Annotated in this window: 19 protein-coding genes and 2 pseudogenes; 5 read left to right on the top strand and 16 right to left on the bottom strand. The window is 44.4% G+C overall.

All coding sequences use genetic code 11. The annotated features are described in order from the left end of the window. The first annotated feature begins 174 nt into the window (after window positions 1-174). Window positions 175-891 (top strand): Crp/Fnr family transcriptional regulator, encoded by a 717-nt coding sequence (locus tag ACUYLD_RS06775; RefSeq protein ID WP_013310849.1) that lies wholly within the window; start codon window positions 175-177, stop codon window positions 889-891. A gap of 138 nt (window positions 892-1029) precedes the next feature. Here the strand turns inward: ACUYLD_RS06775 and ACUYLD_RS06770 are convergent, their stop codons facing one another. From ACUYLD_RS06770 to ACUYLD_RS06735, 8 genes and pseudogenes are all read right to left on the bottom strand, one after another. Continuing rightward, entirely contained in the window at window positions 1030-1797 is a 768-nt protein-coding gene (locus ACUYLD_RS06770) for a dioxygenase family protein (protein ID WP_446674665.1), read from the bottom strand. Window positions 1798-2538: 741 nt separating this feature from the next. After that, entirely contained in the window at window positions 2539-2883 is a 345-nt protein-coding gene (locus ACUYLD_RS06765; protein WP_034095058.1) for a winged helix-turn-helix transcriptional regulator, read from the bottom strand. 245 nt (window positions 2884-3128) lie between these two features. Then, window positions 3129-3860 (bottom strand): ThuA domain-containing protein, encoded by a 732-nt coding sequence (locus ACUYLD_RS06760; protein WP_250268741.1) that lies wholly within the window; start codon window positions 3858-3860, stop codon window positions 3129-3131. Between the two features lie 19 nt (window positions 3861-3879). Continuing rightward, window positions 3880-4848 (bottom strand): sugar phosphate isomerase/epimerase family protein, encoded by a 969-nt coding sequence (locus tag ACUYLD_RS06755; protein ID WP_061829051.1) that lies wholly within the window; start codon window positions 4846-4848, stop codon window positions 3880-3882. Between the two features lie 77 nt (window positions 4849-4925). Beyond that, window positions 4926-6008 carry a Gfo/Idh/MocA family protein gene (locus ACUYLD_RS06750; RefSeq protein WP_446674664.1) on the bottom strand — a complete coding sequence of 361 codons (1083 nt, stop codon included), beginning with the start codon at window positions 6006-6008 and terminating at the stop codon, window positions 4926-4928. Continuing rightward, on the bottom strand, window positions 6001-6768 hold the full coding sequence (locus ACUYLD_RS06745) for a sugar phosphate isomerase/epimerase family protein (RefSeq protein WP_446674663.1): 768 nt from the start codon (window positions 6766-6768) through the stop codon (window positions 6001-6003). The genes ACUYLD_RS06750 and ACUYLD_RS06745 overlap by 8 nt, the downstream gene beginning before the upstream one ends. 18 nt (window positions 6769-6786) lie before the next feature. After that, entirely contained in the window at window positions 6787-6957 is a 171-nt protein-coding gene (locus ACUYLD_RS06740) for a hypothetical protein (RefSeq protein ID WP_233903743.1), read from the bottom strand. A gap of 2 nt (window positions 6958-6959) precedes the next feature. Then, window positions 6960-7252 (bottom strand): annotated as a pseudogene (locus ACUYLD_RS06735) (Gfo/Idh/MocA family protein); the annotation flags it as partial. A 166-nt stretch (window positions 7253-7418) separates the two neighbouring features. Between ACUYLD_RS06735 and ACUYLD_RS06730 the strand changes: the two are divergent. After that, a complete protein-coding gene (locus tag ACUYLD_RS06730) occupies window positions 7419-8237 on the top strand; it encodes an AraC family transcriptional regulator (protein WP_061829048.1) in 819 nt (272 codons plus the stop codon). Window positions 8238-8321: 84 nt separating this feature from the next. Here the strand turns inward: ACUYLD_RS06730 and ACUYLD_RS06725 are convergent, their stop codons facing one another. From ACUYLD_RS06725 to ACUYLD_RS06705, 5 genes are all read right to left on the bottom strand, one after another. Next, entirely contained in the window at window positions 8322-9806 is a 1485-nt protein-coding gene (locus ACUYLD_RS06725) for an alpha-N-arabinofuranosidase (RefSeq protein WP_446674662.1), read from the bottom strand. Window positions 9807-10126: 320 nt separating this feature from the next. Then, a complete protein-coding gene (locus tag ACUYLD_RS06720) occupies window positions 10127-10405 on the bottom strand; it encodes a hypothetical protein (protein ID WP_029517224.1) in 279 nt (92 codons plus the stop codon). Window positions 10406-10502: 97 nt separating this feature from the next. Further along, window positions 10503-10823, bottom strand: coding sequence for a hypothetical protein (locus ACUYLD_RS06715; protein WP_446674661.1), 321 nt, complete (start codon window positions 10821-10823; stop codon window positions 10503-10505). Between the two features lie 72 nt (window positions 10824-10895). After that, on the bottom strand, window positions 10896-11840 hold the full coding sequence (locus tag ACUYLD_RS06710) for a Gfo/Idh/MocA family protein (RefSeq protein ID WP_446674660.1): 945 nt from the start codon (window positions 11838-11840) through the stop codon (window positions 10896-10898). A gap of 167 nt (window positions 11841-12007) precedes the next feature. Then, a complete protein-coding gene (locus tag ACUYLD_RS06705) occupies window positions 12008-12697 on the bottom strand; it encodes a TerC family protein (RefSeq protein WP_025722249.1) in 690 nt (229 codons plus the stop codon). 352 nt (window positions 12698-13049) lie between these two features. Here ACUYLD_RS06705 and ACUYLD_RS06700 point away from each other — a divergent pair, with 352 nt between their 5' ends. Both ACUYLD_RS06700 and msrA read left to right on the top strand, forming a co-directional pair. Beyond that, window positions 13050-13667, top strand: a complete 618-nt coding sequence (locus ACUYLD_RS06700) for a TVP38/TMEM64 family protein (RefSeq protein ID WP_322159657.1) — start codon at window positions 13050-13052, stop codon at window positions 13665-13667. Between the two features lie 178 nt (window positions 13668-13845). Continuing rightward, window positions 13846-14817, top strand: coding sequence for a peptide-methionine (S)-S-oxide reductase MsrA (msrA, locus tag ACUYLD_RS06695; protein WP_446674659.1), 972 nt, complete (start codon window positions 13846-13848; stop codon window positions 14815-14817). Window positions 14818-14921: 104 nt separating this feature from the next. On the opposite strand, the gene ACUYLD_RS06690 is transcribed toward msrA, so the two are convergent. Then, window positions 14922-15617, bottom strand: coding sequence for a lipid II flippase family protein (locus tag ACUYLD_RS06690; protein WP_446674658.1), 696 nt, complete (start codon window positions 15615-15617; stop codon window positions 14922-14924). A 15-nt stretch (window positions 15618-15632) separates the two neighbouring features. Between ACUYLD_RS06690 and ACUYLD_RS06685 the strand changes: the two are divergent. Further along, window positions 15633-15762, top strand: a pseudogene (locus tag ACUYLD_RS06685) (DUF2188 domain-containing protein); the annotation flags it as partial. A gap of 194 nt (window positions 15763-15956) precedes the next feature. Here ACUYLD_RS06685 and ACUYLD_RS06680 read toward each other — a convergent pair. Continuing rightward, on the bottom strand, window positions 15957-16661 hold the full coding sequence (locus tag ACUYLD_RS06680; RefSeq protein ID WP_013310869.1) for a YitT family protein: 705 nt from the start codon (window positions 16659-16661) through the stop codon (window positions 15957-15959). A 460-nt stretch (window positions 16662-17121) separates the two neighbouring features. Beyond that, window positions 17122-18012, bottom strand: a complete 891-nt coding sequence (locus ACUYLD_RS06675) for a DMT family transporter (RefSeq protein WP_322159653.1) — start codon at window positions 18010-18012, stop codon at window positions 17122-17124. Window positions 18013-18158: the final 146 nt, after the last annotated feature.

The following is an 18158-nucleotide window of genomic DNA, read 5'->3' as shown; positions in this document are numbered from 1 at the left end:
TTTTCACAATCTATTTAAAATTTTATTTTATGAAGTGAATTTAATCACAAAGTTTGGAATTCTGCCACTTTTACCCCCTCTTCTTGCCCCAAAAACGCATTGCGCAGGTATATAATGAATTTGAATTGATCAAGTTGCAGATAAAAAACATAGGATACAAAGGGGAAATGGACGATGAGAAACCCTACAAATGTAATGGAAGCCCGCGGCAACACCTGTTGCTTCTCGGAGGCCAGCTTCAACCGGTTGCAAGTGATGATGAAAGATCGAGTTATGCCTGAAAGCTCGCATCTGTTCTGGGAAGGAGATACAGCGGATAAGCTGTTTTATATTAAGCGCGGACGCGTGAAAGTAACCAAAACAACGGATGAAGGTAAGGAACTTATTCTATATATGTATCAAAGCGGTGATCTTGTTGGTCAAGCCGATCCTTTTTTCGGTACTAAGCATTCCTTTTCTGCTGAGGTTCTGGAAGACAGTGATATTGGCGTAATCGATCATACAGATCTGGAGCTGCTTATTTGCCAGCATTGTGATTTTGCGATTGACTTTATGAAATGGATGGGTTCGCATCACCGCATTACTCAGACTAAGTTCCGCGATTTGATGATGTACGGCAAGCCAGGTGCTTTATGTTCAACACTCATCCGTCTATGCAATACCTATGGTGAGCCTCACGGCGAACATATCCTGATTCATAAGAAAATTACTCATACTGACTTATCTAATATGATCGGTGCGACTCGGGAAAGCGTAAACCGGATGCTTAGTGATTTACGTAAGAAAAATGCAGTAGAATACGATAACGGCATGATTGTTGTCAAGGATTTGGAAATGCTGCAAGGCGTGTGTCATTGTGAATTGTGCCCTCGTGAGATTTGCCGGATATAATAAATCGTTATTTATGTAAAAGGGAGTGTTAAAAGCCATTATAGCTTATAACACTCCCTAATTTATTTCCACTCCCCTACTTATACAGAAGCAGTAGCGAAGCATTTTAACAATAGTCCTTCTTCTGGCAACACACTTTTAAAACTGTAAGCATAGATAACTTAAATTCCCCATCTCATAGCTTCTATGGATGATCTTGACTTTGTTTGCAGGATTTCCACTCCCCATCGCAATAAACAACGGTATAAAGTGCTCTGCTCTTGGTACCGCCTGACGAGCATACGGTGCTTCGCTTTTATAGTGATCCAAAGCCTCTATATCTCTACTTTGCACTTTTTCAATAATCCAATTATCAAAATCTATAGCCCAAGGTTCTGTTTTCGTTTCCCCCCATTTGACGATACGCAGATTATGAACAGTCACGCCACTGCCAATGACCAGAATATCCTGTTCTCCCAGTCCACGTAGCACTTCACCAATGACATATTGTGCTTTGGGCGAGAGATATGGATTTACAGAGATCTGAACTACCGGAATGTCTGCCTCAGGATACATACGATGCAACAATGTCCAGGATCCATGATCCAGTCCCCTCACCCGATCAGTTTGTACGTCAATACCCTTTTGTTCATATAATTTTTCCAGCTTATTGGCCAGTTCGACAGAACCATGTGCTGGATATTTCACCGCGTACAGTTCCGGTGGGAAACCACCAAAATCATAAATGGTATCGTACACGTCATCCATCGAACTGATCGTCAACGTTTGCGCTTCCCAATGAGCAGTAAAGATAACAACCGCTTTAGGACGAATACTTTTCCCCAGTTGCTCTAAAAATGAAGTATAGTCCGTCTGTTCAATAGCAAGCATCGGTGAGCCGTGGGCCAAAAATAAAGATGGCATCATATAAAGATCCCCTTGTCTTCAATAATTTATTTTATTCATTAAGTAACTTTATGTAAGTAATAGTACATAAGTAACAGAGTTATGTCAACACAGACTCCAACATACACTTAGATCAGTGATTCCATAAATAAAGATTGATATAGGTATAAGGTCATAGTAATATGTAACTAATAAATTTCAAAATTTCACTATACTTCGATACAAAGGACTGGTTTCTATGGAGATACATACTTCTAATTGCCCAAAATGTGGTTCCGTTTTTCGTCAGAACCTTAGAAACCTGTGTAGTACTTGTATTCAGGAAGAAAATATATTCTTAGACCGCTGTTCTAACTATCTATGGAAGCATCCTTCTACTCATACCCGCCAGCTCAGTGATGTAACCGGCACACCTATAGAATTACTCACAGACTGGGTAAGAGCAGGCAAGTTTCCCTCCACATACAGTCAGCTCGATTATCCTTGTGAGTCCTGCCGTTCCCCTATTTATGCAGGAAGACTTTGCCATTCCTGTCTGGGTACATTCCGTTCGGCCGCGCTGGATATTCAAACCCGTGTGCCCCGCCGTGCAACAGCAGCATTATTCTCAGTTGCAGGGCGCGTCAAAGGCTATTAAGCCGTGCTACCTATGCACATCATTTCTGTGATATGGATAAGTAGTCCTATACACAAAATAAAAAAACAGCCTTTTTCCTAGGAAAAGGCTGTTTTGCTATGAGAAACGCTTATTTAGTTTGGTGCTCATCTAATCCATTCCTCAGCCCAAAATTGAATCTGTTCCATAACCGGCTGAAGTGCACGGCCTTTGGTTGTTAGCTCGTATTCAATGCGGACAGGAGTTTCCGGATATACATGACGTGTAAGAATTCCTTCATTTTCCAAATCTTTCATCCGCTCTGATAACATTTTGTCACTCATTGTGGGAATCAGATTGGAAATATCCTTAAACCGCTTAGGACCGCTCATCATGGATTGAATAATTAATCCATTCCAACGCTTGCCCAAACATGAAAAGGCGGTTTCAAAACGCGGACACATTTTTGTACATTGCGGTTGACTCTCCAAATTTTTCACCTTCTTTTGCATTTCGGTTTGATAAAGCTTTCCTTTTGTTAGTATATATCATTTTAGCATACTTTATCCCGAAAGAAAACACTTTCTTCTTAAATTAAATACCTGCGCCGATAAAGTTGCCATGACCAAAACTGATTATACAACAAACTAACACAGCAGGTATATGTCTAAATCGTTAAATACAAAAAGGCGGAATCCCAAGAGGTTCCGCCTATCAATCTGTTCATTATACACTCATCCATATGTGATGATTGTCATTATACCAACACTCCACCGAGAGGTCTTACAGGTTCACTTCTACCATATATTGGTTTGTTAATACTTGTCGGAGAAGTCCAACGAATGCTGTTGGCGATTACTTTCAAAATATCAGGCTGGTAATAAGTCGGATAGGTCTCATGACCTGGGCGGAAATAGAATATCTTACCGCTACCTCGGCGGAAGGTACATCCGGTTCTAAATACTTCGCCGCCTTCAAAGTTACTAACAAATACCAGTTCATCCGGCGTAGGAATATCAAAGAACTCGCCATACATCTCTTCCTGCTTCAACAAAATTTTGGCATCTATGCCTTCTGCAATGGGATGTGACGGATTCACCGACCAAATAATCTCCTGTTCACCTGCCACCCTCCATTTCAGGTCACAGCTAGTGCCCATTAGGGCTTTGAATGGCTTGGAAAAATGGCCTGAGTGCAGCACGATCAAGCCCATTCCTTCCTGCACTCGCTCGACAACACGCGCCGTAACTTCATCGCTCACCTGATCGTGGGCTTTATGCCCCCACCACAGCAGCACATCTGTGGAATTCAGAATATCTTCTCCCAAACCATGCTCGGCATCATCACGCAGAGTAGCTGTTCGAATGGCAAATCCCTCTCCTGCCAGGCCGTCAGCCAACGCTTTGTGTATCCCATCAGGATATATCTGTTTGGCTTCATCATTCAACTTTTCGTTCAAAAATTCATTCCAAATGGTGACGTTAATCATCAACATTTCCCCCTATAGGTTAGACCCACCACATCTCGCTCAGCGGTTCTTCAATTAGTACCTGGCGAAGATTGTGGACGGCCTTAGTAAAGCCTTCCTCCACGGACATCAGACCATCTTCATGCTCAATACTCACTACATAATCGTATCCCACCAGACGCAGGGCACTGATAATATCTGCCCAGGTTTTTACATCATGCCCATAGCCCACAGTTCGGAACTGCCAAGCACGATCTAGCATTTTCGTATATTCCTGCATATCGGTAAGTCCATATTTATTTACATTGATCGGATCAATCGTCGTATCCTTGGCATGAAAATGGTGAATGGCTCCCTCTCGGCCCAAAATTTGAACCGCCTGCACTGGGTCAATTCCCTGCCACCACATATGGCTCGGATCCAGATTAGCACCAATAACCTCTCCCGCAGCTTCACGCAAACGAAGCAAGGTCGCTGGTGTATGAACGGAGAAGCCCCCGTGTAGCTCCAGCCCAATTTTAACATGATGATCTGCTGCAAATTTCCCCGTCTCGGTCCAGTAAGGAATAATTTTATTCTCCCATTGCCACTTCAACACTTCCTGAAAATCATTAGGCCACGGAGCCACAGGCCAGTTTGGATATTTCGCATCCTCGTGATCACCCGGACAGCCAGAGAAAGTGTTCACAACTGGAACTTCCAGCTTTTCTGCCAATCGAACGGTTTTAAGAAACGTATCATGATCAGCCTGGGCCAAATGCTTTTGCGGATGGAGAGGATTGCCGTGACAGCTAAGCGCACTAATCGTTAGTCCGCGGGACTCTACTGCCTTTTTGAAATTTTTGAGCGCTGTATCATTCTCCAGCAACTCATCCGGCTTACAATGCTTATCCCCAGGGTTGCCGCCTGTACCGATTTCTACAGCATCCAATCCTTGAGAAGCCACATAATCCAGCGCCTCCTCCAGCGAACGTCCGCCAAACAACACCATAAATACTCCAAGTTTCAAAAGAAATCCCTCCCTGTATCATATGTGAAAAAAGCTGCTTTCATTATAATGATGGTCTATTCGGGATAATTACGGGCTTAGTCAAAATAGACAGCTTTCCCCGTACGAGCCGATTCATAGATAGCTTCCAAAATTTCAGTAACAACCAGTGCCTGTTCCGGTTTCACAAGAGGTTCTTTGTCGTCCAGAATAGATTCGATCCACAGACGGGCTTCGCGGTCTGCTTCATTTTCCGTTTCTCCAGAGTAAAAGGCAACACCGCCTGCATCCAGATCTATTTTCGTATCAAACAAGCGGCTGTTCTTTTCCCCGTTAATGCGCAATCCATCCTGCATATCGGCTCCGCCTTCGGTACCGCATAACTGCGTCTTCGCTTCGCCAAACTCTACAACGTTCAATGCCCAGCTGGACTCTAGTACAATCGTAGCTCCATTTTGCATCGTAATAAAACCAAAAGCTGAGTCCTCTACCTTAAATTCCTCAGGATTCCAAGGTCCAAAGGCATTTGCTGCATCTTTACGATCCCCTAGCTTATGGAAGGTTGAACCTAGTACGCTTTTAGGCTTGTAATTATCCATCAGCCAGAGTGTCAGGTCGAGTGCATGCGTGCCAATATCAATAAGGGGGCCACCGCCCTGCTTCTCTTCATCCAAGAATACTCCCCAGGTCGGAACCGCACGACGGCGTAAAGCAATGGCTTTGCCCAGATAAATGTCTCCAAGCTCCCCTTGTTCGACCAATTGCTTCAGATACAAACTATCATCACGATAACGGTTTTGATACGCAATAGACAGCTTTTTACCTGTACGGTTGGCCGCATCGAGCATTTCCCGTGCCTGCTCCGCAGTTTTAGCCATCGGTTTTTCACACAGCACATGCTTACCTGCCTCAAGCGCCGCTACGGTAATTTCCGAGTGCGAGTCGTTGGGTGTACATACATGTACGACTTCAATGTCTTTATTTTCTAACAGCTTACGGTAATCGCTATAAACTTGCGAGCCTTCAACTCCAAACTTTTCTGCTGCCTCTTCAGCGCGCTCCTGAATGATGTCACAGAATGCAACGATTTCTGCACGCTTCTGCTTGGCAAGACTCGGCAAGTGTTTGCCGTTGGCAATCCCTCCACAACCAATAATCCCGATTTTGAGTGTTTTAGACATGAATATTTCCTCCCTGAGCTGCGTATTGTTGGAGCCATTTAATGCTGGTTTCAATGCTTTCGATTGGAGGGTTTGAGCAGAAATCCTGTTCTACGACGATCCAATCCACACCTGCCTGAATAGCGGCGTCTGTAATGGCCTGAAGCTGCACTTCGCCTTTGCCAAGCTCTACAGTTACTGCTTTTTGTTGCTCGTCACGTGCCATATCCTTTAAGTGAATGATAGGCAGGCGTCCATTATAACGTCCGATGTATTCCACTGGATCATAGCCCCCATAGTATACCCAACAAGTATCCATTTCGACCTGTAACAAATCATCGGAAACCGCATCATATAAAGCATCGAATACCGGGCGATCATTGATTTTTTCTGTCAATTCAAAATCATGATTATGATAAGCCAGTATCAAGCCCTGTTCTTTCAATTTTTCACCAATACGATCCAAATTAGCAAAAAGTTCATCCCACTGTCGCTGTTCTTCGGTTAAATAAGGAACAATTAGGTATTTATTTCCCAATTCTTTGTGGTATGCAATCTCCTCATCCAAATGATCCAGCAAACGAGAATATTGTATATGAGTTCCGACAACTTCCAGATTCAGCTCATCCAAAAGCGCTCTGACATCCTTGGCATTGCGTCCGAAAAAGGTATGAAATTCTACCCCTTTATAGCCAAGCTCCGCTACCTTGCGCAATGTACCTTCAAAATCCTGTTCAAGCTCTTCCCTTACTGTGTACAATTGCAATCCTACTTTAGCCATTCCCCTTCACCTCTTTAATTAGGATGAATTTTCCATTATATCTGTTCCATAATACAAATCCTCGTCCGGTTTGAACGTGCTTTCCATCGTAATGTGATTGCCTTCCAATGATGAGCGCTGAAAAGCATGCATGGCTTCTAACACATGGTAGGCCAGTTCAGCATTGGCACGATGGTCCGTGAATTTCAATGCGCCAAAGGCTTTTCACTGTACACATGCTTGCCTGCCTCTAGTTTCGCCACATCTGACCGTGCATGGCTGCCAGGCACGGTCAGATTAAATACAAGCTCAACTCAGGCTGACGAAGCAATTCATCCACTTTGTATACGTTTTCAATGTTGAATTCATCGGCCCTCTCCTTGGCCCTCTCATCCAGTAAATCAGCGACGGCCACCACTTCAATAAGTGGGCTCTTTTGGAGATTTTCAAGATATACCGAGCTAATAGTACCGCATCCGATAATCCCGGCCTTCATTCGTTCCACGTCGTCACACTCCTTGGCCTCCAACATGTACTTTCTCATCTAACATGTAAGCTTTACAGTTCACATAGTATTCTATTTCTGTTTCGTTTAAAATGAATAATATGATTAAAACATGAACAATCTGGTCATTATTTGAAACAGCCATATGCCCAAAGGAGTCATCATCATGTCTATCGTCGAGCCTTGTCAGGTTCTTACCGCAGGCTATTCCTTCCATCGAAAGCCCTTTTATTCGAACCAGCCTGATGGGATCAAAAATTATTTATTCCGTTTGCAAACAGATGGACGCTGCCAGGCCCGCATTAACGGGGAAATGACACGGATTGAGGCGGGTGACCTACTGCTATTCAATCCTACCGAGCCTTATGAACTGGATATTCATAGTGAGTTGAACCCCATGGGAGAGCAGGTCGTGGAAAGTGGAGATTATCACATTTTTTTCGGTGGTTCCTGGGTAGATGAGTGGTGGAACCATCATAAACGACCCAACAGAATTAAGGTTCAGCTCACAGAAGCCCTGCTTGGCCTATTTCGTCAGCTTGTGATGGAGCAACGACGTATTTCTAATCCTTACCCGGAAATATCAAGTTATTACATACGCATTTTATGTTTGGAGTTTGACCGTATGCTATCCGATCATCCTATCGCTACTCATCATAACTATCTTGCGTATCAGATTAAAAATTATATTGAAGAAAACGCATCCTCTAACTTCAAACTGGATGACGTGTCTTCACACGTCGGTATCAGCGTATCCCGAGCAGTACATCTGTTTAAGGAAACATTCGATACGAGCATTATGCAGTACACGCTGGACATCAGGCTAAACATGGCGAGAGAACGAATCATTTTCAGTCCCATGTCACTGGAACAAGCCGCCGAATCGTCAGGATTTGCAAATTACACGTATTTTCACCGTGTATTTCGTTCCCGCTTCGGTATGTCGCCCAAAGAATTCAGGGTGATTCACCGCGAGCAATTGTAGGACAAAGAGAGCGTTCACCTGAACGCTCTCTTTGTTCATAACCAATAATAGTGAATACTGCTTACATACCACGACCCAGTTTTTTTACGGAGCAATTGTCAGCATCACTACCGACATTGGTGGCAGTGTAACATCCAAATGCTGACCTTGCAGCTGATAGGATGTGAAAGTTTCCTTTTTCACACGCTCTGGCTGATCAAACGTATTATGTGCCTGCATATCGTCGCTGGCAAGGACAACACCGCTGATCTTTTTAATCTCTTCCAGTCCTCTTAGCTCCAAATTCAAGTTTGCCGACTCGCCCGGATGGACGTTGCAAAAGCTAATATGAATATTGTCATCCTGCGCCTTGGAGGCGGACACGCTTACTTGTGGGATGGAATCTCCGTCATATTCATAATCGCCTACCTTTACATGAACAGCCAGTGCTTGCGCATCCTGATGCACCTTAAACATTTCAAATACATGGTATGTCGGCGTCAACAGCATAGCAGGGCCTTCAGTCAGAACCATGGCTTGCAATACATTAACCATTTGAGCAATATTCGTCATCTGTATTCGGTCATGGTGATTATGGAAAATGTGTAGATGCAGCCCAGCTACCAGTGCATCGCGCATCGTATTTTGCTGATACAGGAAGCCTGGATTGGTTCCCGGTTCAGTCAGGAACCAGGTTCCCCATTCATCGACGATCAGTCCGACCCTTTTGTCAGGATCATATTGGTCCATAATGGCTGAATGACGAGTAATCAATTCATCCATATGCAATGATTTTTTCATCGTCTCAAACCATTCCGCTTCATCAAAACCGACTGCTTGCCGTTTCCCTTCCCAGTTTCCCGGGATCGTGTAGTTATGAAGGCTCAAACCGTCCATAAGATGCCCTGCTTCGCGCATCAGCACTTCGGTCCAACGATAATCATCCACATTCGCCCCACCTGCGATCCGATAAATGCGGTTCTCGCCATAGTTACGGACATATGTCTGATAGCGGCGATACAGGTCGGCATAATATTCTGGACGCATGTTACCGCCACAACCCCAGTTTTCGTTACCCACTCCAAAATATTTGAGCTTCCATGGTTTCTCACGACCGTTTTCCTGACGCCATGCAGCCATAGGGGACTCTCCATCGAAGGTCATGTACTCTACCCACTCCGACATTTCCTGAACTGTACCACTGCCGACATTTCCACAAATATAAGGCTCTGCATCTAACAGTTCGCACAATTGAAAAAACTCATGTGTGCCAAAATGATTATTTTCAACCACACCGCCCCAATGCGTATTTACCATTCTCTTACGGTTTTCTTTTGACCCGATACCATCTTTCCAATGATATTCATCGGCAAAACAGCCTCCCGGCCAGCGCAGCACAGGAATGTTCAGCTTTTTCAGGGCTTCCACCACATCATTACGAATTCCGTTTGTGTTCGGAATCGGTGAGTCCTCTCCAACCCATATGCCTTCATAAATGCAACGTCCAAGATGCTCAGCAAATTGTCCATAAATGTTTTTATTAATAATGCCTTGTTTCCAATCGGTATTAACAACAATAGAACCCTTCACAACAAACCCTCCCCAAAAATATTAAGATTGTTGGAACACCCGCACAAATGTTTGCGCTTTCATTTTGGCCTAAATATCACTTATACCACCGATTTTCTTTCGATCATAATTTTTACGCATCATTACTTTCAGTAAACATTAATATAAATATTAATAATTAAACAAAAACATTTCACGTGTTTAATATATTTTATTGTCTACTTTTTGTCAATCGTTAAGATAAGGTCCAATCAAACCAAAAAGCCTGCCATTAAGGCAGACCAAGGTATGACTATTTTAACCCGTAATCCAGGTTCAGCCGAGCCTGAGCATGGTATCTTTTAGGCTGTACCTATCCAGCGTGAACCATGGTAACTTGGACAATTTTGAGCTGCCGCCAAAGCACGTACACGAACAATACTTCCGCTGATACCACATGTATGCCCGGACATTAACTCTTCACATTGTGAGCAGGCCAACAGTCTGGCTTCGTACACTTCATCATTTACACATTCCATTTTGGGTCTCATGTTGGTTAGAATTCTGGTAATTTGCTCTTCCGATATCGAGATATCTCTTTCACAGCCTTTACAAGTACTTGGCACAGGTATATCTTCCATCGTAAGCTTATCCTCCCCATCAACAATGTCTTAAGTAAATATAGTTAAGTCCATGATGCCATAAATGATAACAGTATATTCTCTATTCTGGCTAGCCCTATTTCCGTTCAGACGGAAGGCCCGCAGCCGCCTCAGATACGACCATCGCCAAGTCCTCATTTCCGAACATGGACAGTACCCGTAATACCGTATCCAGCGGAATATCACCCGCTTCTTCACGCGATACAGTCAACTTGCGTACTCGTAGCAGACGCTCGTTGCTATCCTGATGCGGATATGCTTCACTATATAGTTCCTCTGGCTCCAACCCATGATTGATACACCATTGCGCAAACACAAGGATCATCATATCTTCTTCTTGCTTATAGTTTTCAATGATGGCTTCTTCTAGCTGCTTACCACGGTTATCTTCTTCCATTCATTCATTTCTCCTTCAACCTAATTCTTGATGTCTGTCTGGACTGTTAAGATCACGTTCGGACGTTCCATATTAATTACTCAAACGGCTGATCAGCTCGTCAGCCAGCATATGGCTATCCAATACTTTTCCAGCCCGTACAGCACACTCCTCTGGACGATGAATATGCTCCAGAAAATGATTTACGACTCCGGTGAATCCCCGTCTTTCCAAAATCGTATCCCAGCTTCCAAAAGCTTGCGTTAGTGGTGAATGATTTTTTTGCATAAAAACAGCCTGTTCCATATTTGTTACTTCAACAGACCGTCCTGCCCCGTGAAGCTCCAGCTTCTCTATGTCAGCTCCTGCCTGTCTACTCATACTGTAGCTTCCGGTAGCATTCCCCAGACGTACGGTCCCGAACGCAGCTTCCATATATCCTTCACTCGTCGTATTCAGACTACTATGCAGCAGCTCATAATCATCGCCACCCAGCCACAAAAGCAAATCAAGCATGTGAATTAAATCATCATAAACCGTCTGTGCCGCCGGTCTTCGGTCATATCCAGTACGGTGTTTAATGGCCGCACATTGACTGAATCCACCTGCTTCTTCTAACCATGCTTTAGCAGCTACATAATGCGGGGCAAAACGTCGATTAAAGCCCACCGCCAGCAGCACGGCCTGCGCTTCCGCAAAAGCGGTCATTTCCAGATTCTGACGAACATCATAGGACAACGGTTTATCGACATACACGGCAATCCCTTTTTCAATACACGCCATAACCAGATCAAAATGAGCTTCGGTCGCGGCATGTATAAATACAGCTTCCGGTTCCCATGCTAGCAGCTCCTTCACATCTGTCGTTCCTCTTGGCAACCTATATTGCTCCATAATGAAACTCACCGGCTCCTGTGAACGGTTCATGACACCTACAATATCTACACCTTGGTGTGCTGCCAGTAACGGTAAGTATACTTTTCGAGCAATACCACCCAGTCCTGCAATAGCTACTCTTGTCTTCGTTTGCTTGTCCATATCGTTCCCACCTCTAATCACTCATTCATCTGTTGTCTAGTTTACATGGAAGTCTGCTGACAAGCAAAGAAAAGAGACTGCTCCCGGTCCAGTTGGAGGACCTAACGGAACAGCCTCTATGGCATGAACGTTCAGCTTCAGCTAAGTTTACTTCAGTGTAAGTTAGCTTAGGCGTGCTGCGCTTGCTTTCTTGTTTTTTCACTTTTAATTTTTTTAACACGCATCCCAATGGCTACAACCAGAACCACAACCAGAACCTCAAAGCCGTATTTAACGACCCCGTTCATAAACCAGTGCGCAATCAGCGGTTCCGCCACCACCATTTTGGCAGCAGTATAAGCCAGTACAGCAGCACCAATCGTAATAACTACTGGGTAACGTTCAGTCAGCTTCAAGATAATCGTACTTCCCCACACCATGATTGGAACGGAGATTGCCAGCCCCAGTATAACAAGCAGCATGTTTCCATGAGCTGCTCCCGCAACAGCAAGTACATTGTCGAGGCCCATCATCGTATCCGCGATAATAATCGTGCGGATCGCTGCCCACATTTGATTCGTAGCTGAAATTTCATGTTTTTTCTCTTCGACCAGCAACTTATAGGCAATATAGATAAGTGCGAGTCCCCCAATCAAACGCAATCCGTAAATTTGCAATAAATACGTGACCAGCACTGTAGCAATCACACGAATGATGACCGCTCCGACCGTCCCCCAAATAATGACCTTCTTTTGATTGGCCTTATCAACATTGCGAGCCGCCAAACCGATTACGATCGCATTGTCACCAGCTAGCACCAGATCAATGATAATGATGGATACTAATGCGGTTAAAAACTCAATTGACAAAAAATCCATACGTTTCTCCCACCTTTTTTTATTTATTTGTTATACTGTACATAGTTCAGCGCTTTATACTAAAAAAGCGCCATTTCACGGAATCCGGAAACGGCGCTTGACCCAAATTTGGCATCAAAAAAAGACCATTTACCCGGATTCCTAAAATCCTGGCAAAGGTCTCGCTTACAACATTACGTTGCCAATAAAGCCGGGGATTAAAAATCCCGTAATGACGACTTTACTCGTTGAGCTACTCCCCTTTGGGAACTATTCTGTTAGTGGCAGTATAGCACACATTATTGGGAATGTGAACCCTATTTTTTTCTGTATAAGCGATAAGCCGAACAGGGATATTGAAAGAGGTATGTAAATGAAAAAATGGCTACTCGTCACGGCTTATGTTTCGCTGCTTTGCATCGCGTTTATCTACAGATATGATTGGCTCGCCTGGGCGGACAAGCAGACCTCCTTTCCAGTTCTGCTACTACTCGCATTTTTATTCGCGCTAATTCCGTTTGTGCCTTACAAGCTGATTATCGCCTCCATTGCTTATGCCGCAGGCCCCTGGCAAGGTGCTCTGATCTGCTGGCTTGGCACTACATTGGCTGCGTTGGTCGTTTTCACTGCAGTACGTACCCTGTTCCGTGACAAAGGACGTGCCTATTTGAAGCGGGTTCCCGCATTGGAGCGCTTCAATCGAGTCATGGAGAGGGAACCTTTTGCTGCTGTTCTGCTGGCTCGCCTGATTCCAGTCATCCCCCAAGCAGCGGTAAATGTATACGCTGGAGTAGCAGGGTTTCCGTTCTGGAGCTTTATCCTAGGTACAGCTATTGGCAAGCTTCCCGCAATTGCGGTGTATGCTTATGCTGGCGGCACCTTTGCAGAACACCCAATTACCGGTTTGCTCATTTTGGTGCTATATACTGCACTGGTGGGCGGCGCCTTTATACTCTACCGAAAAAGGCTTCAACGCGCCAGCAGAACATAATGCGATGAGTTTGCCACCGTCTCTGTAGGAAGTTTCATTGCGATTTTTAGGACATAGCCATTTACACTACGGTTGGTTTCTGACGTTTCGTTGGATTTTGCAAAAATCTCGTATATAATTTAATTGTAAGCTATTTAAATAAAAACTAATTAAACATTCTCAGATTGGAGTGACAAATATGAGCACCAACAATCCACACACGGTAGAAAAAGCAACTTTTGCAGGTGGCTGCTTCTGGTGCATGGTTTCCCCTTTTGAGGAATTACCTGGTATTTTGAAAATTAGATCTGGATACACAGGGGGACATACCGAAAATCCTACCTATGAAGAGGTATGTTCTGAAACAACGGGGCATGTGGAAGCCGTACAGATTACATTTGATCCACAAGTTTTCCCGTATGAAAAGCTGTTGGAGCTCTTCTGGCAGCAGATTGATCCGACGGATGAAGGTGGACAGTTTCATGATAGAGGTTCATCCTACCAAACGGCTATCTTCTATCATAATGAAGAGCAGCGAATCAAGGCAGAAGCTTCTAGAGAAGCTTTGGCTCAAAGTGGCCGCTTCGACAAGCCGATTGCTACACCGATTCTGCCTGCGGCCACTTTTTATGAAGCAGAAGAATATCATCAAGACTATCATAAGAAGAACCCCGCTCATTACAAACGCTACCGCAAAGGTTCGGGACGTGAAGATTTTATCGAGCAAAATTGGTCCGGCAAGATTGATAAATCCGATCTTAAAGATCGGCTGACGCCTATTCAATACGAAGTAACACAAAAAAACGCGACCGAGCGCCCTTTTCAAAATGAGTTTTGGGATCATGAGGGTGAAGGCATTTACGTGGATATCGTATCAGGAGAGCCCTTGTTCAGTTCATTGGACAAATATGATGCAGGTTGCGGTTGGCCCAGCTTTACCCGTCCGCTGCGCAGCTACAATGTCAAAGAAAAAACCGATCTCAGCCATTTTATGATCCGTACCGAGGTGCGAAGTCGTGAAGCAGACTCCCATTTAGGGCATGTATTCGATGATGGTCCAGGTCCAGATGGTTTGCGTTATTGCATCAATTCTGCCGCGCTCCGCTTTGTGCCTCAAGAAGATTTGGAGCATGAAGGATACGGAGCATATAAGTCATTATTTGAAAAGTAAATAGCCATAGAATCATTGGGGCTGACCCGCGATCTATCTTTAATAGATGATCACAGGCCAGCCTTTTTGGGATATGGCCGCACATCATTACGTAAGCTAGCAATTTAACTCATTACCCATCCAAGCCAAATGGCTAGCGGTACTAGCAATAGCTGAGCTAATAAAGTACCTGCCAAACGCGAGATGATCATCCAGCCGTACATGCTGTTCATCCGAGTTAAGGGTAGCTCCCCTCGTAGCGTTTTCTCCGACAGAACCGCCAATCTTGGATCAATTAACAAGGTCAGTAATACCGTTGCGACGCCATTGATTAGGCCTGACGACATTGACATGGCTGTACCTTGAGCAGGCCACAGGAATGATGCATATAAAGCAGATACTACTCCAGTTGTATAAATGGCAGTAACAGCTATATTCAGAATAATTAGACGCTTGGGTATCGCTCCGCCAATCAGTGAGGTTAGCATGGACCAGGTAGGGCGCTTTATGTAGTAGCCTGCATGCTTCCAGCGACTTCGCAGCATTAAATGACGCACCAAAGCCGGAATAGATCCGGTATGCTCCAAATGCACAATCCATCTGGCTGACATGCGTACCACTGTTGGATACAATAAAATAGCAAGCATGGTTCCAACGGTTGCTGCCAGCAGTACCCCATGCATATATAGTTCCAGTCTAATATCCGTTCCGCCCACTTGTGCTGCAGCTTTAGCCTGATCGACCATCCCTCCGAGTAAAGGCCCCTGCGCCATGTTAGAGGTGCGTGAAACCAACAGCAGCATTCCCCTTGGAACAAACATGATTACCCTCCATCCATGAAAAACCTGGAACCTAGGGTGCGAGAAAAAGCCGTTGATATTGCTAACGCTCTACTCCGTGACGGCTATGAAGAAGGACGCTCGATTGCGATTGCCACTTCCCAAGCCGAGGAATGGAACGATAATCATCCAGCCGAGCAAGATGAGAAACCTAAAAAACATGAAAAACAGCATTCAAGCGAAAATGTACACGACCATCATTCCGCTTCTTCCGATGAGAATGGACGCATCCATTCTACTTTAGAGCCTTCCTGATAGAAGCTGAATACAGCGAAAGGGTGTTACGAAAGAAGATTTCTCTCCTGACGTAACACCCTTTCCTTATTGACGAAGGCTGTGGACGACCGGCACTGTTTTGGCAACTACCTTTTTAGCGGGAATAGCCGCTGGCAGTACCTTTTTCACAGGTCGGTGCAGTTGGAACGTGGTCGTCCATGTAATTATTTTTCCGGCAAGCCACACAGCCAGTATTGTAAACATTGTTTCCTTCATAGGCAGATACAACAGTGATAATCCCAATACGATGATGTCACTGACAATAAACACGTTGCCGATTTTCCACCCGCGCCACTCACTGATCAGCAGAGATAAGATATCATCGCCCCCGGTTGCTCCACCGAATCGCAGTACGATTCCGGCTCCCAAACCTGTAAGCACCCCACAAAGTAGAGCAGCTATCAGCAGATTTCCATGTAGATCTATAACCAGAGTCGAATACTTCTCAAATCCTGCATAAAACAGTGAAAAAGCGACGGCTCCGATTAACGCAAGCAGCATAAATCTTCTGCCCTTCAGTACCCATGCCAGCAATATGACGGGAATATCAAGCAGCAACATACTCCATGCTGGAGATATGCCAAACGCGTAATGTCCCAGCAGGGCCAAGCCTGCAAATCCGCCTTCTGACAAATGATTCTGAGCATTAATGTGATAGTACGTAAAAGCTAAAATGCATGTTCCGAGCAACATGACAGCAATCTGTCTCAATGCTCCATTGTTCACGATAGATTCGTAAGTTTTCCTCATACAGGCTCCCTCGGTTTCTCGTAAGTTTGATGTGGATGAACCCACTCTTACGGAAGCTACCGGATAAGATGTGCCTGGAGGACTTGGTCCTTCGCATGTACAATCCCCTCTTCCGCAGAGTTGGCTTTCGCAACTTGACGTTACTCCGCGGAAAAGCTAAGTATAAGACAGATCAAATCGTTTCCAAATCGTCCTTTGGGGAAGTATCCTTCGGGGACACATGGTATCCTGATCCTTTCTTTTGTGGAATAAAACTCCGACATTTCTGTGGTGCATATAATTCTATAATTTATTATACCACACCTTGTCACCTGCTAAACAGCTTGCTTTTTTGCTGCACCATATTTTATTTTATGTGTGAGCATGCTTTATTGTATGTGCGAATTAACGTATTATACCGAAGGTTTGGCGAATGTACATTTAATATAGCCCAAAGCGTATTTTATTTCTGTTTAGATTATTATCCACTTAATTTGGCGGTTCTACGCTGGTTGGCCATAAACACCCCTCCAAGTATAAGGACAAGTCCTGTAAGAACATTCCAGCCGATATGTTCATTCAGGAGCAAAAAGCCCCATACGATGGCACTTACTGGCACAAAATACGTCACCGAAGAAGCAAATTCCGCGCTCCCCCGCAAAATCATGTAATTGAACAAAATATATGCTACTCCTGATCCCAAAACTCCCAGCCCTATAAGGGAACCCAATACACCTGGATCAGAAACAATCGACAAATTAGGTCTCTCCACAATTGCCATCATAATACCACCCCCTACCGCCGCACCAAACAGTGTCGCAAAGGTAGCCTGATACATGGAAAGATTGGAGAGAAAACGTTTGGAGAGCTGTGTTCCAAATCCATAGCAGAGAGTCGCAAGCAGCATACACCCAAAACCCACAGGGTCAACAGAAATAATAGATGCAGGATTAATACCCAATAAAATAATAATTCCTACAAAAGCGAGCCCCATTCCTAACCACTGCATCCGATGAAAAATAGCCCCGAAAAAAACAAGCCCCACCAACATGGTCCATATTGGCGTGGTGGCATTCAATACAGAAGCCATGCTGCTAGCTATTTTGGTCTCGCTAAAACCGATCAATGTCCATGGCAAAACCATGTTGACCAAAGCTACCAGAGTAACCGATTTCCACGGAATGCTTTTAATTTTAAACGGCCTGCGCATAAGTAGCATTAATAAGACGATAAAAATAAGTCCAAAGCTGGATCTAAGAAATACAATAGTCCACGGTCCTACTTGATGTAGCAACAACACCTTGATAAACATAAACGAACCGCCCCAAATGAGGCTCAACAATAATAAAGCTGCATATAACGAACGTGACAATATGTATACCTTCTTTCTCCACTTTCTTAAGTTAAATAGTAGAGGCTGACCGCAGTCAGAACGATCTCCCCTTTTATGTAAGTTTTTATCCATTAGCTTAACATAAACTCTGTTTGACTGTCATTGGCGATAAACTCAAGAATTCT

The sequence above is a fragment of the Paenibacillus sp. SER-28 genome, from assembly GCF_052906305.1.
This window is presented reverse-complemented; position numbering and strand designations above follow the sequence as displayed.

Coding starts and splice junctions, on each gene's coding strand:
- ACUYLD_RS06775 (WP_013310849.1), top strand. CDS start 175: ATGAGAAACCCTACAAATGTAATGGAAGCCCGCGGCAACACCTGTTGC.
- ACUYLD_RS06770 (WP_446674665.1), bottom strand. CDS start 1,797: ATGATGCCATCTTTATTTTTGGCCCACGGCTCACCGATGCTTGCTATT.
- ACUYLD_RS06765 (WP_034095058.1), bottom strand. CDS start 2,883: ATGCAAAAGAAGGTGAAAAATTTGGAGAGTCAACCGCAATGTACAAAA.
- ACUYLD_RS06760 (WP_250268741.1), bottom strand. CDS start 3,860: ATGATTAACGTCACCATTTGGAATGAATTTTTGAACGAAAAGTTGAAT.
- ACUYLD_RS06750 (WP_446674664.1), bottom strand. CDS start 6,008: ATGTCTAAAACACTCAAAATCGGGATTATTGGTTGTGGAGGGATTGCC.
- ACUYLD_RS06745 (WP_446674663.1), bottom strand. CDS start 6,768: ATGGCTAAAGTAGGATTGCAATTGTACACAGTAAGGGAAGAGCTTGAA.
- ACUYLD_RS06730 (WP_061829048.1), top strand. CDS start 7,419: ATGTCTATCGTCGAGCCTTGTCAGGTTCTTACCGCAGGCTATTCCTTC.
- ACUYLD_RS06720 (WP_029517224.1), bottom strand. CDS start 10,405: ATGGAAGATATACCTGTGCCAAGTACTTGTAAAGGCTGTGAAAGAGAT.
- ACUYLD_RS06715 (WP_446674661.1), bottom strand. CDS start 10,823: ATGGAAGAAGATAACCGTGGTAAGCAGCTAGAAGAAGCCATCATTGAA.
- ACUYLD_RS06710 (WP_446674660.1), bottom strand. CDS start 11,840: ATGGACAAGCAAACGAAGACAAGAGTAGCTATTGCAGGACTGGGTGGT.
- ACUYLD_RS06705 (WP_025722249.1), bottom strand. CDS start 12,697: ATGGATTTTTTGTCAATTGAGTTTTTAACCGCATTAGTATCCATCATT.
- ACUYLD_RS06700 (WP_322159657.1), top strand. CDS start 13,050: ATGAAAAAATGGCTACTCGTCACGGCTTATGTTTCGCTGCTTTGCATC.
- msrA (WP_446674659.1), top strand. CDS start 13,846: ATGAGCACCAACAATCCACACACGGTAGAAAAAGCAACTTTTGCAGGT.
- ACUYLD_RS06690 (WP_446674658.1), bottom strand. CDS start 15,617: ATGTTTGTTCCAAGGGGAATGCTGCTGTTGGTTTCACGCACCTCTAAC.
- ACUYLD_RS06680 (WP_013310869.1), bottom strand. CDS start 16,661: ATGAGGAAAACTTACGAATCTATCGTGAACAATGGAGCATTGAGACAG.